The organism is Thermohalobacter berrensis, from assembly GCF_003609645.1.
Lineage (GTDB): Bacteria > Bacillota > Clostridia > Tissierellales > Thermohalobacteraceae > Thermohalobacter > Thermohalobacter berrensis.
On record NZ_MCIB01000024.1, the window covers coordinates 1 to 15,687 of the forward strand.

Consider the following 15,687-nt stretch of genomic DNA (forward strand, 5'->3'; position numbering starts at 1 on the left):
GGTACAAAAAGATGAAATAGAAAGAGGTCAAGTATTAGCAGCACCAGGGACAATAACACCACATACTAAGTTTAAAGCAGAGGTATACGTATTAACTAAAGAAGAGGGAGGAAGACATACTCCATTCTTCAGTGGATATAGACCACAGTTCTACTTCAGAACAACAGACGTAACAGGATCAATTACATTAGAAGAAGGCGTAGAAATGGTAATGCCAGGAGACAACGCAACATTTGAAATAGAGCTAATTACACCAATAGCGATGGAAGAAGGATTAAGATTCGCTATTCGTGAAGGTGGAAGAACTGTAGGTGCTGGTGTTGTTTCTGAAATCATTGAATAATAAGTAGAAATAAAAAGGCTAGGTCCTTTGGGCCTAGCCTTTTAAAAAATATTATTAAGTATTTTATATAAAATCATGGAAATAATATTTAAAAGTAGGCAGAAATTAGTTGAATTTATATGTTTTTTAAATATATTATTTTATTAAAACTAGTACTTAGTATCTAGCATATTTTTCTATATTTTTATTGACATAACATTTAAATTATGATAGTTTATATAAAGTAATGTGGTTATTTTTTGGGGAATTATGCCCTGATGTGTAAACTACATCATATTGAATATATATATTTTTTGGATGTAGGAGGTGTTGTAGGTGAGAGTAAAAGTTACTTTAGCATGTACTGAATGCAAGCAAAGAAATTACCATACGACAAAAAATAAAAGAAATACTCCTGATAGAGTGGAGATGAAGAAGTATTGTAAATTCTGCAAAAAGCATACACTTCATAAAGAAACTAAGTAAAAAAATAAGTGAGGGTGTGAAGTATAATGGCGGCTCATACTGATGCGAATAAGGGAGTTCTAAAAAAAGCTTCTAGTTTTATTAGAGGTGTTAAATCAGAACTTAAAAAAGTAAATTGGCCAAATAAAAAGCAATTAGTAAATCATACGACAGTTGTGTTGGTGAGTTGTGGGTTAATGGCTTTATTAATTTGGATCTTCGATAGTATAATCCTTCAACTTTTAAGACTTATACTTGGATAAAAATAATATAAGGGAGGGAAGGACCTACTTAGGTCCCCGTAAGTTATGACAGATAAGTCAGATAAAGCCAGATGGTATGTTGTTCATACTTATTCAGGTCATGAAAAAAAAGTAAAAGCAAATATAGAAAAATTAGTAGAAAATAGAGGAATGCAAGATGTAATTTTTGAAGTACAAGTACCTACTGAAGAACAAGTAGAGATTAAAAATGGCAAAAAGAAGGTTAAAGAGAAAAAGAAATTTCCTGGATATGTATTGGTTAAAATGATAATGAATGATGAATCATGGTACTTAGTTAGAAATACTCGAGGTGTAACTGGTTTTGTAGGTCCTGGTTCAAAACCGGTACCTCTTACTGAAGAAGAAGTAAGATCTCTAGGAGTACAAGAAGCGTTACCTGAAGTAGATTTTGAAGTAGGAGATGCCATTAAAGTTACTTCTGGCCCCTTTGAAAGTTTTATGGGGACAGTTGATAATATAAATTTAGAAAGAAAGAAAGTAAAAGTTTTTATTTCCATGTTTGGAAGGGAAACCCTTGTGGAATTAGACTTTAATCAAATTGAGAAATTATAGATTTGTCAATAAAGCTAATAAGCTTTTTTATAGATAGCTTTGTTAGTGGGAGGGGTTAACCCGATAACCACAAATTAATAAGGAGGTGTGAAGAAGTGGCAAAAAAAGTAGTAGCTGTTGTTAAACTACAAATCCCAGCTGGGAAAGCAACTCCAGCACCACCAGTAGGTACTGCACTAGGACCACATGGTGTTAACATAATGGAGTTCTGTAAGCAATTTAATGCAAAAACTGCTGATCAAGCTGGAATGATAATTCCAGTTGAACTTACAGTTTATCAAGATAGATCCTTTAGTTTTATAACTAAAACTCCTCCAGCTGCCGTATTACTTAAAAAAGCAGCAGGTATAGATAAGGGTTCAGGAGAGCCAAACAAAACTAAAGTAGCTAAAGTATCAAAGGATAAGATAAAGGAAATAGCTGAAGTTAAGCTTAAAGATTTAAATACAAATGATATAGAAGCTGCTATGAGAATGGTAGCAGGAACTGCAAGAAGTATGGGAATAGAAGTAGAAGAATAAAGTTTAAAGTAGTGGGAGGTATTTAACCGCTATAACCACAAAGGAGGTAAGAATAATGGCAAAAAGAGGTAAAAGATACCAAGAGACTTTAAAATTAGTAGATAGAGAAAAATTGTATGAGCCAACTGAAGCTATTGAACTAGTTCAAAAAACTGGAAAAGCAAAGTTTGATGAAACAGTTGAGCTTGCAGTTAGACTTGGGGTTGACCCAAGACATGCAGACCAGCAGGTTAGAGGTGCAGTTGTTTTACCACACGGTACTGGTAAGACTAAAAGGGTTTTAGTTTTCGCAAAAGGAGATAAAGCAAAAGAAGCTGAAAATGCAGGAGCAGATTACGTAGGTGCAGAAGAATATGTAAATAAAATCCAAAATGAAAACTGGTTAGATTTTGATGTTGTTGTTGCAACACCAGATATGATGAGTATTGTTGGTAGATTAGGTAGAATATTAGGACCAAAGGGATTAATGCCTAATCCAAAATCAGGAACAGTTACTTTTGATATAGAAAAAGCTGTTAATGATATCAAAGCAGGTAAAGTTGAGTATAGAGTTGATAAGACTGCTATAATCCATGTTCCAATAGGAAAAGTTTCATTTGGAACTGAAAAATTAAAGGACAACTTTAATACTATTATGGATGCTATTGTTAAAGCTAGACCTGCTGCTGCTAAAGGTAGATACTTAAGAAGTGTAGTTATATCAACTACAATGGGACCAGGAATAAAAGTTAACCCTCAGAAATTAATAGAAAAATAATTTGAATTATATTGTTGACAAAGGGGAATTTTATTGATAGAATAAACTAGGTATTTGAAGTGAAAAATAAATACTGTTTAAACCGTAGACAGTAGGTATCTTTTATAGGATTTAAATATGCCTACCGAGGTTTAGGTTAGCCTAAAATAGTCTAGTTTCTAACTAGATTTATTATACTAGGGTTGCAACTAAAACCTCTCCGTGTCTACGGAGAGGTTTTTTAGTTTATAGTTCCCCGCCATACAAGGAGGTGACGTCCAGATGAGCTCAAAGCTTGAGCAAAAAAAGCAAATTGTTCAAGAAATTAAAGAAAAAATTGAAAAAGCTCAAGCAGTAGTATTAGTTGACTACAGAGGACTAAATGTTGCTGAGGTAAATGAGCTTAGAGAAAAGTATAAAGAAGCTGGAATTGAGTATAAAGTTTATAAAAATACTCTTATGAGATTTGCATTTAAAGATGCAGGTCTTGAGGATTTTAAAGAATATCTTGTTGGACCAAGTGCAGTTGCATTCAGCTATGAAGATCCTGTAGCACCAGCTAAAGTAACACATGATTTTTCAAAAGAACATGATAATTTAGAAATTAAAGCTGGTGTAGTAGATGGAAAAATTATCAATGTAGATAGAGTTAAAGAATTAGCTCAGCTACCACCAAGAGAGGTACTTATAGGTCAAGTGCTTGGAGGATTAAATGGTCCTATTTCAGGATTTGCTAATGTTCTTCAAGCTAATATTAGAAACCTTGTTTATGCTCTAAATGCTGTTAAGGAAAAGCAAGAAGCACAAGGAGCTTAATTACTTATTAAAAAAGAAAAAAGTAAAAAATTATAGATGGAGGGATAAGAAAATGGCAAGTGAAAAAGTACAAAACTTAATTGAAGAGGTTAAGAATCTTACTGTTTTAGAATTATCAGAATTAGTTAAAGCTTTAGAAGAAGAGTTTGGAGTAAGTGCACAAGCACCTGTAGCTATGGCAGCTATGCCAGCTGGAGCAGCAGGAGGAGCTGAAGCTGCTCAAGAAGAAAAATCAGAATTTGATGTAGTATTAGCTAGTGCAGGAAACTCAAAAATTAAAGTTATAAAAGTAGTAAGAGAAATAACTGGATTAGGATTAAAAGATGCAAAGGCATTAGTAGATGGAGCTCCAAAGCCAGTTAAAGAAGGAGTAGCAAAAGAAGAAGCAGAAGAAATGAAGGCTAAGTTAGAAGAAGTTGGAGCAACTGTAGAATTAAAATAATAGGTCTAATAAATAAAAAAAGGCACTCTGGGGTATCCCAGAGTACCTTTTTTTATAACACATATGAAAAAATATTTAAAAATTGCAAAAAAATAACTTCCATAATATGTTTCAAAGAAGTCAATCTTGGGAATCTTCCATAATCAAGTGGAAGACTTTTTTATTATTGGGCTTTAGTACTATAGTCACAATGTTGTTAAAGGATATGTTTTGTCATATAGAGTTATGTATTTAAAATCAATATCTAACTAAAAATCCCCTAATTAATATTATATTAAAATATTCTTGACATCTTTACAACGTTATGATATTATTGTAAACTGCATTATAGTGGAGTTTTATGAAAAAAATTGAATAAAACTTTTAGTTTTAGGGAATATTATAATAAGTATGTGTCGGTAGAAGTTTTTTCCAAAAGTTATAGGCAAATAGTGCCTACTTTTGGCTCTTTTAGTTTTAAATAAGGGGTGAATTATAATATGGTGCGTCCTGTTACCTATGGAAACAGAGTTAGAATGAGCTATTCTAAAATTGATGAAGTATTAGAACTACCAGATTTAATAGAAGTGCAAAAGAATTCTTATGACTGGTTTTTAAATGAAGGTTTAAGAGAAGTTTTTGAGGACATTTCTCCTATTGAAGATTACACAGGAAACTTAATACTAGAATTTGTAGACTATAATATTTCAGATGAACCTAAATACGATGTTGAAGAATCTAAAGAAAGAGACGTTACATATGCAGCACCATTAAAAGTAAAAGTAAGGTTAATAAATAAAGAGACTGGAGAAGTAAAAGAACAAGAGGTATTTATGGGCGATTTTCCTTTAATGACGGAAAAAGGTACTTTTATAATCAATGGAGCAGAAAGGGTTATAGTAAATCAGTTAGTGAGATCACCAGGAGTGTACTATTCAAGCGAAATAGATAAATCAGGGAAAATACTATATTCAGCTACAGTTATACCTAATAGAGGGGCTTGGCTAGAATATGAAACTGATTCTAATGGAATTGTTTATGTTAGAATAGATAGGACTAGAAAGCTTCCAATAAGTGTATTGGTAAGAGCTTTAGGATATAGTACTAATGCAGAAATATTAAAACTATTTGGTGAAAGTGAAGAATTATTACAAACTTTAGAAAAAGACAATACAAACAATGAAGAAGAGGCTTTATTAGAAATATATAAAAGGCTAAGACCAGGAGAACCTCCAACAGTTGAAAGTGCTAAATCATTACTTAATACACTCTTCTTTGATCCAAAGAGATATGATTTTGCTAAAGTTGGTAGATATAAAATTAATAAGAAATTGGCATTACACAATAGAATTACAGGGAAAAGATCGGCAGATAATATAGTTGATCCAGATACAGGTGAAATTTTAGTTGAAAAAGAAGAAGTTATTACTAGGGATAAAGCACTAAAAGTTGAAAGAGCAGGGGTTAATGAAGTAAACATATTGACAGAAGAGAATAAAATTATAAAAATTATTAGTAACCATTTTGTAGATTTAGAAGCTTTTGATTTACCGTTCTCATCAGATGAGTTAAAGTTAGGTGAAAAGGTATACTATCCTGTAATGAAAGAAATCGTAGAAGAATACAGTGATCCAGAAGAACTTAAAGAAGCTATTAATGAGAGAGTTAAAGAATTGTATCCTAAAAATATATTAGTTGATGATATAATGGCAACTATTAACTATATATTTAATCTTTTTGATGAAATTGGAGAAATAGATGATATTGACCATCTAGGAAATAGAAGACTGCGTTCTGTTGGTGAATTATTGCAAAATCAATTTAGAATAGGCTTATCTAGAATGGAAAGAGTTGTTAGAGAGAGAATGACTATTCAAGATATAGATGTTGTAACACCTCAGGCACTTATTAATATAAGACCTGTAGCAGCATCTATAAAAGAATTTTTCGGTAGCAGTCAGTTGTCACAATTCATGGATCAGACAAATCCACTTTCAGAATTAACTCATAAAAGAAGGATGTCTGCACTAGGTCCTGGAGGACTTAGTAGAGATAGAGCTGGATTCGAGGTTAGAGACGTTCATCATTCTCATTATGGTAGAATGTGTCCAATAGAGACACCAGAAGGGCCAAACATCGGACTTATAACTTCACTAGCAACTTACGCTAGAATTAACGATTATGGCTTTATAGAAGCACCTTTTAGAAAAATAGATAAAGAAAGAGGAGTAGTTACAGAAGAAATTGAGTATTTAACTGCAGATGTAGAAGACCATTTTGTAGTAGCACAGGCAAATGAACCGTTAGATGAAGAAGGTAGATTTATAAATAAAAGAGTTGTAGCAAGAGGTAAAAATGGAGTAATAGACGTTGTTCCAAGGGAAGAAGTAGATTATATGGATGTATCACCAAAGCAAATAGTATCAGTGGCTACATCCTTAATACCATTCTTAGAAAACGACGATGCTAACAGAGCACTAATGGGTGCTAACATGCAGAGACAAGCAGTACCTTTAGTTCAAACAGAAGCACCTGTAATAGGTACAGGTATGGAATATAAGGCAGCTAAAGATTCAGGAGTATCAGTAGTTGCTAAGAATAGTGGGGTTGTTACAAAAGTAACTGCCGATGAAATAATTATAAAGAGAGAAGATGATGGACAGTTAGACAAGTATAGATTACTAAAGTTTAAGCGTTCTAACCAAGGAACATGCATTAATCAGAGGCCAATTGTGAAAAAAGGGGACAAAGTAGAGAAAGGGCAAGTTATAGCAGATGGTCCTTCTACAGACCAAGGAGAGCTTGCATTAGGTAAAAACCTTCTAATAGGGTTTATGACTTGGGAAGGATATAACTATGAGGACGCTATATTGATAAGTGAAAAGCTTGTGAAAGAAGATACTTTAACATCTATACACATAGAAGAGTATGAAGCAGAAGCAAGGGATACAAAACTTGGGCCTGAAGAGATAACAAGGGATATACCTAATGTAGGAGAAGATGCATTAAAAGACTTAGATGAAAGAGGAATTATAAGGATAGGAGCGGAAGTTAGAGCAGGAGATATTCTTGTAGGAAAAGTTACACCAAAAGGAGAAACTGAATTAACAGCAGAGGAAAGATTACTTAGAGCAATCTTCGGTGAAAAGGCAAGAGAAGTAAGGGACACTTCACTAAAAGTACCACATGGAGAATCAGGAATTATTGTAGATGTTAAAGTCTTTACAAGAGAAAATGGTGATGAACTACCACCGGGAGTTAATCAACTTGTAAGGGTATATATAGCAACTAAGCGTAAGATTTCCGTTGGAGACAAGATGTGTGGTAGACACGGAAACAAAGGTGTTATTTCAAGAATTTTACCAGAAGAAGATATGCCATTCTTACCAGATGGAACACCATTACAAGTAGTACTTAACCCATTAGGGGTACCTTCACGTATGAATATAGGTCAGGTACTTGAAACACATTTAGGAATGGCTGCTAAGGCTTTAGGATGGCATATAGCAACACCAGTATTTGATGGTGCTCAAGAGGAAGATATAAGAGAAGCTTTAAACAAAGCAGGACTTCCTGAAAATGGTAAAATCAGACTTCGTGATGGTAGAACTGGTGAAGAATTTGATAATCCAGTTACAGTTGGATATATGTATATGTTAAAGCTACATCACTTAGTTGATGATAAGATACACGCAAGGTCAACTGGACCTTATTCACTAGTAACTCAACAGCCTCTTGGAGGTAAGGCACAGTTTGGAGGACAAAGATTTGGTGAGATGGAAGTATGGGCATTAGAAGCTTATGGAGCATCACATACACTTCAAGAAATACTAACAGTAAAATCAGATGATGTAGTAGGACGTGTAAAAACATATGAGGCAATAGTAAAAGGTGAAAATATACCAGAACCAGGAGTACCTGAATCTTTCAAAGTATTGATTAAAGAGTTACAAAGTTTATCATTAGATGTTAAAGTGTTATCAGAACAAGATGATGAAATAGTAATAAAAGAATCCGTTGAAGATGAGTCAAATGATATAGATATTGGATTAGATAAAGATAAATCTGATAAAGAATAGACAACTGTAAAATAATCTACACCATTTTAAAAAGAAGGGAGCGTAGTCCTCTTGTTTGAACTTAATAATTTTGATTCAATAAGGATCGGTTTAGCTTCTCCTGAGAAAATTAGAAGTTGGTCAAGGGGAGAGGTAAAAAAACCCGAAACTATAAACTATAGAACTTTGAAACCTGAAAAAGAAGGTCTTTTCTGTGAAAAGATATTTGGACCTACTAAAGATTGGGAATGTCATTGTGGTAAATATAAAAGGGTAAGGTATAAAGGTGTAGTATGTGATAGATGTGGTGTTGAAGTTACCAAATCTAAGGTTAGAAGAGAAAGAATGGGACATATCGAGTTAGCAGCCCCTGTTTCACATATTTGGTACTTTAAGGGTATACCAAGTAGAATGGGACTAATTCTAGATATGTCTCCAAGGGCTTTAGAGAAGGTATTGTATTTTGCTTCTTATGTAGTAATAGATCCAGGCGATACACCACTTTCTGAAAAGCAATTATTGAATGAAAAAGAGTATAGAGAAGCCAGAGAAAAGTATGGAAGTCAATTCAAGGCAGGAATGGGTGCTGAAGCAGTAAAGGAGCTTCTTAGAAGAATAGATTTAGATAAAGAGGCTAAAGAGCTTAGAAGACAGCTTAAGGATAGCTCAGGGCAAAAGAAAATCAGAATAATAAGAAGACTTGAAGTTATAGAAGCATTTAGAAAATCAGGAAACAAACCAGAGTGGATGATTTTAGATGTAATACCAGTTATACCACCTGATTTAAGACCTATGGTTCAGCTAGATGGTGGTAGATTTGCTACATCAGACTTAAATGACCTATATAGGAGAGTAATAAACAGAAATAATAGATTAAAGAGATTACTTGACTTAGGAGCTCCCGATATAATAGTTAGAAACGAAAAAAGAATGCTTCAAGAAGCTGTAGATGCATTAATAGATAATGGAAGAAGAGGAAGACCTGTTACAGGACCAGGAAATAGACCATTAAAGTCCCTTTCAGATATGCTAAAAGGTAAGCAAGGTAGATTTAGACAAAACCTTCTTGGAAAAAGGGTTGACTATTCAGGTCGTTCAGTTATAGTTGTTGGGCCTGAACTAAAATTCTATCAATGTGGACTTCCTAAGAAGATGGCTCTTGAGTTATTTAAGCCATTTGTAATGAGAAAGTTAGTGCAAGAAGGTCATGCACATAATATTAAAAGTGCTAAACGAATGGTTGAAAGGGTTAAACCTGTTGTATGGGATGTATTAGAATCAGTAATTAAAGAGCATCCTGTTTTACTTAACCGTGCACCTACACTACACAGGCTAGGAATTCAGGCCTTTGAACCGGTGTTAGTAGAAGGTAAAGCAATAAAGTTACATCCATTAGTATGTACTGCTTATAACGCAGACTTTGACGGAGACCAGATGGCAGTACACGTACCACTTTCTGCTGAAGCACAAGCAGAAGCAAGATTCCTTATGTTATCAACAAATAACATATTGGCACCTAAAGATGGTAGCCCAATTACTACTCCAACTCAGGATATGGTTTTAGGTAGTTATTATTTAACTATTGAAGTACCAGGTGAAAAAGGAGAAGGAATGGTATTTAAAGACTTTGAAGAAATGTTTTTGGCATATCAAAATGGAGTAGTAGACCTACATGCAAGGGTTAAAGTTAGAAAAAAATTAGATGAAAATGATAAAGGCAGACTAGTTGAAAGTACAGTAGGTAGGTTTATATTTAATGAACATATACCACAAGATTTAGGTTTTGTTGATAGATCAAAGGATAAATATTCATTAGAAGTTGATACTTTAGTTGATAAAAAAATGTTAGGAAAAATAGTAGATAAATGTTATAGAAAACATGGCAATACTGTAACATCAGTTGTTTTAGACCATATGAAAGAAATGGGTTATCATTATTCAACTATAGGTGCAATAACTATTGGTGTAAGTGACCTTGTAATACCTGAAGAAAAAGAAAAGCTACTTTCAGAAGCCCAAGAAGCTGTAGATAAATATGAAAAAGCATATAGAAGAGGTCTTATATCAGATGAAGAGAGATACGAAAAAGTAATAGAAATATGGGGAAAAACTACTGAAAAAGTTGCAGATGCCTTAATGGATACATTAGATGACCTTAACAATGTGTTCATAATGGCACATTCAGGTGCGAGAGGTAGTAAGAACCAGATAAGACAGTTAGCTGGTATGAGAGGTCTTATGGCTAATGCTTCAGGTAGAACTGTTGAGGTTCCAATTACTTCAAACTTTAGAGAGGGATTATCAGTTCTTGAATTCTTTATTTCAACACATGGATCAAGAAAAGGTCTTGCAGATACAGCCTTAAGAACGGCAGACTCAGGTTATCTTACTAGAAGGCTTGTTGATGTAAGTCAAGATGTAATTGTAAGGGAGAATGATTGTGGAACAGAAGATGGTATAGTAGCATCAGCATTTAAAGATGGCAAAGAAGAAATAGAAAACCTTAAAGATAGAATAGCAGGAAGGTTTACTTTAGAAGATATTAAAGACCCAAATACTGGAGAAGTAATAGTAAAAGCAGGAGATATGATTAATGATGATATGGCAGAAAAAATAGAAAAACTAGGACTTGAGAAAGTGAAAATAAGATCTGTATTATCTTGTAAAACTAAACATGGAGTATGTGCTAAATGTTATGGTAGAAACCTTGCAACAGGAGAATTAGTAAATGTTGGTGAGGCTGTAGGAATAATAGCTGCACAATCAATAGGTGAACCTGGTACACAGCTTACAATGCGTACTTTCCATACAGGTGGAATTGCAGGTTCAGATATCACACAAGGTTTACCAAGGGTAGAAGAGTTGTTTGAAGCTAGAAAGCCAAAGGGATTAGCAATTATTTCAGAAATTGCAGGTACTGTTTCAATTAAACAAACTAGAAAGAAAAGAGAAGTTATAGTACAAGGAGAAGATGGTGAAACAAAATCATATAATATACCTTATGGTTCAAGACTTAAGGTAAAAGAAGGAGATGTAATAGAAGCAGGAGATGAAATAACAGAAGGATCAGTAAATCCACATGATATACTAAAGATAAAAGGCCTTGCTGGAGTTCAAAACTATCTGGTTAAAGAGGTACAAAAGGTATATAGAATGCAAGGTGTTGAAATAAATGATAAACATATTGAAATAATTGTAAGACAGATGTTAAGTAAAGTAAAAATAGAAGATGCAGGTGATACAGAATTATTACCAGGTGGATTAGTTGATATATTTGAATTTGAAGAAGAAAATAGAAAAGCTGAAGAAGCAGGCGGAAGACCTGCGGCTGCAAGAAGAACTCTTTTAGGTATTACTAAAGCATCGTTAGCAACAGAATCATTCTTGTCAGCAGCTTCATTCCAAGAAACAACTAGGGTATTAACAGAAGCAGCAATTAAAGGTAAAAAAGATACTCTAATTGGACTAAAAGAGAATGTAATAATCGGTAAACTAATACCAGCTGGAACAGGTATGAGAAGATACAAAAATATTGCTATAAATGTAGTAGATGGAGATGAAAAATTAGAATCTTAAATATTAGTTGACATGGTTATAAACTGATGTTAAAATATATTCGTGTGTCAAATTGAATTATGTAGTTGACTTTTTAAATATCTGGAAGATTATGTGGTTTAAACCACATAATCTTCTTAGATATTTTAAAAAGGAGGAAACTATGTTGTTATCTAAACTTAAAGATGTAAAAAAAGTGGTAGGCACTAAACAGACTAAAAGAGCAGTAAAAAATGATGAGGCAGAATTAGTGTTTATTGCTAAGGATGCCGATGCACATGTAACTGCAGATTTAATCCAATTGTGCAAAGAGAAATCAGTAGAAATGGTTTATGTCGATACCATGAAAGAATTAGGTAAAGCCTGCCAGATTGATGTAAAGGCAGCATCAGCTGCAATAATCAAGTAGGAAATTTGGAAGGAGGTGTAGTAATGCCAACTATAAACCAATTAGTAAGAAAAGGAAGAAAAAAGGTTGTTAAGAAGAAAAAGGCTCCACACTTAGGATACTCATACAACTCACTAAAGAAAAAGTTAGTTAAAGTTGACTCACCACAAAAAAGAGGAGTTTGTACAGCTGTTAAAACTGTAACTCCTAAGAAGCCAAACTCAGCGTTAAGAAAAATTGCTAGAGTAAGACTTACTAATGGATATGAAGTTACAGCGTATATACCTGGGATAGGACATAATCTACAAGAACACAGTGTTGTGTTAATTAGAGGTGGAAGGGTTAAGGACTTACCAGGTGTTAGATATCACATTATCAGAGGTACACTAGACTGTGCAGGTGTTGAAAATAGAAAACAAGGTAGATCAAAATATGGTGCTAAAAGACCAAAAGATAATAAATAATTTTATAAATAAAACCTTAACCCTTTTTAAAGGGTTAAGTATACCTTTATATAGATATTTTCAGCACAACGGCAATCTCAGATTGTCGAGTACCAATGATCTAATCAATTGTTAAGGAGGGAAGCAAAGTGCCAAGAAGACGAGGACGTGTTAAGAAAAGAGACGTAATGCCAGATCCAATATACAAAGACAAAATGGTAACTAAGCTTATAAATAAAGTAATGCAAGATGGAAAAAGGGGTAAAGCTCAAAAAATAGTTTATGGAGCATTCGATTATATAAACGAAAAAACAGGTGAAGATGCATTAGAAGTATTCTACAAAGCATTAGACAATATAATGCCAGTGCTAGAAGTAAAAGCAAGACGTGTAGGTGGAGCTACTTACCAAGTACCTGTAGAAGTTAGACCAGAAAGAAGAAAATCGCTAGGAATCAGATGGTTAGTAAACTTTGCAAGACAACGTGGCGAATACACTATGATGGAGAGACTTGCAAAAGAGATTATGGATGCTGCAAACAATACTGGTGGAGCTGTTAAGAAGAAAGAAGATACACATAAGATGGCAGAAGCTAACAAGGCGTTTGCACACTACAGATGGTAATATATATGAAAATTATGTTTACTAATAAAAAAGTTGGAAATGCTATTTATAGTTGCTCAAAGTGCAGCGGAAAGGAGGACCACTATGGCTGATAGACAAGTACCAATAGAAAGAGTACGTAATATTGGTATAATGGCACATATAGATGCTGGTAAAACAACAACTACTGAAAGAATACTTTTCTATTCAGGTAAAATTCATAAAATAGGTGAAACACATGAAGGTGCTTCACAAATGGACTGGATGGAGCAGGAGCAGGAAAGAGGTATAACAATTACTTCTGCTGCAACAACTACTTTTTGGAAAGATCATAGAATTAACATTATAGATACGCCAGGACACGTGGATTTCACTGTTGAGGTTGAAAGATCATTACGTGTACTTGATGGTTCAGTAGCAGTTTTCTGTGCTAAAGGTGGAGTTGAGCCTCAATCAGAAACAGTTTGGCGTCAAGCAGATAAATATCGTGTACCACGTATAGCATTTGTAAATAAAATGGATATAATGGGAGCAAACTTTTACAATGCAGTACAAATGATGAAAGACAGATTAAATGCTAATGCTGTACCAATTCAGCTTCCAATAGGTAAGGAAGATTCATTTGTAGGTATAGTAGATTTAATAAACATGAATGCAAGAATTTATAAAGATGATTTAGGAAAAGAAATAGAAGTTACAGAAATTCCTGATGAAATAAAAGATGAAGCAGAAGAATATAGAGAAAACTTACTAGAAGCAATAGCTGATCAAGATGAAGAATTAATGATGAAATATTTAGAAGGTGAAGAAATAACAAGTGAAGAGTTAGTTAAGGCTTTAAGGAAAGCTACTATCAATGTTGAAATAGTTCCAGTATTATGCGGTTCTGCATATAAGAATAAAGGTGTTCAGATGTTAATAGACGCAATAGTTGACTTCCTACCATCTCCAATAGATCTACCACCAATAAAAGGTATGAAGCCAAATAGCGAAGAAGAAACAGAAAGAGTTGCTTCAGATGATGCACCATTCTCAGCTTTAGCCTTTAAGATTATGGCAGACCCATATGTAGGTAAACTTGCTTTTTTTAGAGTTTACTCAGGTGTAATGCATTCAGGTTCATACGTATTAAATTCAACTAAAGGCAAAAAGGAAAGAATTGGTAGAATCCTACAGATGCATGCTAATAAAAGAGAAGAAAGGTCAGAAGTATATGCAGGAGACATTGCTGCAGCAGTTGGGTTAAAAGATACTTCTACTGGGGATACATTATGTGATGAAGATAATCCAATTATATTAGAGTCAATGGAATTCCCAGAGCCAGTTATATCAGTTGCAATTGAGCCAAAAACTAAGGCTGGACAAGAAAAAATGGCTGTAGCATTGGCTAAATTAGCTGAAGAGGATCCAACATTTAGAACATATACTGATGAAGAAACTGGACAGACAATAATTGAAGGTATGGGTGAGCTTCATCTAGAAATTATAGTAGACAGACTGTTAAGAGAATTTAAAGTTGAAGCTAATGTAGGTAAGCCACAAGTTGCTTACAAAGAGACAATAAGAAAACCTGTTGATGTTGAAGGTAAGTTTATAAGACAGTCTGGAGGACGTGGACAATACGGACACGTTAAAATTAAGATGGAGCCAATGGAAAGAGGATCAGGATACGAATTTGTCAACAAAATTGTTGGTGGTGTTATACCAAAAGAATATATACCAGCAGTTGACGCAGGTATCCAAGAGGCAATGCAAAATGGTATAGTTGGAGGATATCCAGTATTAGATATTAAAGTAACTTTATATGATGGTTCATACCATGAAGTTGACTCTTCAGAAATGGCATTTAAAGTAGCAGGGTCAATGGCATTTAAAGATGGTATGAAAAAAGCTAGTCCTGTATTACTTGAACCATACATGAAAGTTGAAGTTGTTGTACCAGAAGAGTATATGGGAGATGTAATGGGTGACATCAACTCTAGAAGAGGTAGAGTTGAAGGTATGGAATCAAGAAATGGAGCACAAGTTATCAGAGGATTTGTGCCACTTTCAGAAATGTTTGGATATGCTACAGACCTACGTTCAAAGACACAAGGTAGAGGAACATATACAATGCAATTTAGCCACTATGAAGAAGTACCAGATAACATAGCTAAAGAAATTTTAGGTAAAGATAAATAATTTTAATTTTATTAAATTTAAATAAAAAATATTAGGTTAAGGAGGAAGTAAAATGGCAAAAGCAAAATTTGAGAGAACGAAACCACACGTAAATATTGGAACAATAGGCCACGTTGACCATGGAAAGACAACATTAACAGCAGCAATAACAACAGTATTAAATACTAAGCTAGGAACTGGAGAGGCAGTAGCATTTGACAATATAGATAAGGCACCAGAGGAGAGAGAAAGAGGAATTACAATAGCAACAGCACACGTTGAGTATGAAACAGACAAGAGACACTATGCACACGTAGACTGTCCAGGACACGCAGACTACGTAAAGAACATGATAACAGGAGCT

15 protein-coding genes and 1 other annotated feature are annotated in these 15,687 nt (G+C 34.0%); all 15 genes read left to right on the top strand.

Annotated features, from left to right (window positions below; genetic code table 11):
- The coding region (locus BET03_RS09585) for an EF-Tu C-terminal domain-related protein (protein ID WP_479725448.1) at positions 1-343 on the top strand (343 nt) is incomplete at its 5' end.
- Between the two features lie 315 nt (positions 344-658).
- A complete protein-coding gene (gene rpmG / locus BET03_RS09590) occupies positions 659-808 on the top strand; it encodes a 50S ribosomal protein L33 (RefSeq protein ID WP_120169765.1) in 150 nt (49 codons plus the stop codon).
- 26 nt (positions 809-834) lie between these two features.
- On the top strand, positions 835-1,050 hold the full coding sequence (gene secE / locus BET03_RS09595) for a preprotein translocase subunit SecE (RefSeq protein WP_120169767.1): 216 nt from the start codon (positions 835-837) through the stop codon (positions 1,048-1,050).
- 45 nt (positions 1,051-1,095) lie between these two features.
- The gene (nusG, locus tag BET03_RS09600; protein ID WP_120169769.1) at positions 1,096-1,623 is read left to right on the top strand and encodes a transcription termination/antitermination protein NusG; all 528 of its coding nucleotides are present in this window, start codon (positions 1,096-1,098) and stop codon (positions 1,621-1,623) included.
- A gap of 95 nt (positions 1,624-1,718) precedes the next feature.
- Positions 1,719-2,144, top strand: coding sequence for a 50S ribosomal protein L11 (rplK, locus tag BET03_RS09605; protein ID WP_120169771.1), 426 nt, complete (start codon positions 1,719-1,721; stop codon positions 2,142-2,144).
- 55 nt (positions 2,145-2,199) lie between these two features.
- Positions 2,200-2,901, top strand: a complete 702-nt coding sequence (gene rplA / locus BET03_RS09610; protein ID WP_120169773.1) for a 50S ribosomal protein L1 — start codon at positions 2,200-2,202, stop codon at positions 2,899-2,901.
- 64 nt (positions 2,902-2,965) lie between these two features.
- Positions 2,966-3,133, top strand: a sequence feature (ribosomal protein L10 leader region).
- A gap of 29 nt (positions 3,134-3,162) precedes the next feature.
- Complete coding sequence (gene rplJ, locus BET03_RS09615) at positions 3,163-3,696, top strand: 50S ribosomal protein L10 (RefSeq protein ID WP_120169775.1); 534 nt, start codon at positions 3,163-3,165, stop codon at positions 3,694-3,696.
- 52 nt (positions 3,697-3,748) lie between these two features.
- On the top strand, positions 3,749-4,138 hold the full coding sequence (gene rplL, locus BET03_RS09620; RefSeq protein ID WP_120169777.1) for a 50S ribosomal protein L7/L12: 390 nt from the start codon (positions 3,749-3,751) through the stop codon (positions 4,136-4,138).
- Positions 4,139-4,617: 479 nt separating this feature from the next.
- A complete protein-coding gene (gene rpoB / locus BET03_RS09625; protein ID WP_120169779.1) occupies positions 4,618-8,196 on the top strand; it encodes a DNA-directed RNA polymerase subunit beta in 3,579 nt (1,192 codons plus the stop codon).
- A 51-nt stretch (positions 8,197-8,247) separates the two neighbouring features.
- Positions 8,248-11,751: a DNA-directed RNA polymerase subunit beta' gene (rpoC, locus tag BET03_RS09630; RefSeq protein ID WP_120169781.1), complete on the top strand. Its 3,504-nt coding sequence runs from the start codon at positions 8,248-8,250 to the stop codon at positions 11,749-11,751.
- Between the two features lie 142 nt (positions 11,752-11,893).
- Positions 11,894-12,139, top strand: coding sequence for a ribosomal L7Ae/L30e/S12e/Gadd45 family protein (locus BET03_RS09635; protein ID WP_120169783.1), 246 nt, complete (start codon positions 11,894-11,896; stop codon positions 12,137-12,139).
- A gap of 23 nt (positions 12,140-12,162) precedes the next feature.
- Positions 12,163-12,582, top strand: coding sequence for a 30S ribosomal protein S12 (gene rpsL, locus BET03_RS09640; protein ID WP_120169785.1), 420 nt, complete (start codon positions 12,163-12,165; stop codon positions 12,580-12,582).
- A 128-nt stretch (positions 12,583-12,710) separates the two neighbouring features.
- Positions 12,711-13,184: a 30S ribosomal protein S7 gene (gene rpsG, locus BET03_RS09645; RefSeq protein WP_120169787.1), complete on the top strand. Its 474-nt coding sequence runs from the start codon at positions 12,711-12,713 to the stop codon at positions 13,182-13,184.
- An 84-nt stretch (positions 13,185-13,268) separates the two neighbouring features.
- Complete coding sequence (gene fusA, locus BET03_RS09650; protein ID WP_120169789.1) at positions 13,269-15,344, top strand: elongation factor G; 2,076 nt, start codon at positions 13,269-13,271, stop codon at positions 15,342-15,344.
- Positions 15,345-15,396: 52 nt separating this feature from the next.
- Positions 15,397-15,687, top strand: a 291-nt coding sequence (locus tag BET03_RS09655; protein ID WP_243096915.1) for a GTP-binding protein, incomplete at its 3' end; no start/stop codon positions are given.

Bases quoted from the DNA above. Each gene is read 5' to 3' on its own strand.
- secE (WP_120169767.1), top strand. From the start codon at position 835: ATGGCGGCTCATACTGATGCGAATAAGGGAGTTCTAAAAAAAGCTTCT.
- nusG (WP_120169769.1), top strand. From the start codon at position 1,096: ATGACAGATAAGTCAGATAAAGCCAGATGGTATGTTGTTCATACTTAT.
- rplA (WP_120169773.1), top strand. From the start codon at position 2,200: ATGGCAAAAAGAGGTAAAAGATACCAAGAGACTTTAAAATTAGTAGAT.
- rplJ (WP_120169775.1), top strand. From the start codon at position 3,163: ATGAGCTCAAAGCTTGAGCAAAAAAAGCAAATTGTTCAAGAAATTAAA.
- rplL (WP_120169777.1), top strand. From the start codon at position 3,749: ATGGCAAGTGAAAAAGTACAAAACTTAATTGAAGAGGTTAAGAATCTT.
- rpoB (WP_120169779.1), top strand. From the start codon at position 4,618: ATGGTGCGTCCTGTTACCTATGGAAACAGAGTTAGAATGAGCTATTCT.
- BET03_RS09635 (WP_120169783.1), top strand. From the start codon at position 11,894: ATGTTGTTATCTAAACTTAAAGATGTAAAAAAAGTGGTAGGCACTAAA.
- rpsL (WP_120169785.1), top strand. From the start codon at position 12,163: ATGCCAACTATAAACCAATTAGTAAGAAAAGGAAGAAAAAAGGTTGTT.
- fusA (WP_120169789.1), top strand. From the start codon at position 13,269: ATGGCTGATAGACAAGTACCAATAGAAAGAGTACGTAATATTGGTATA.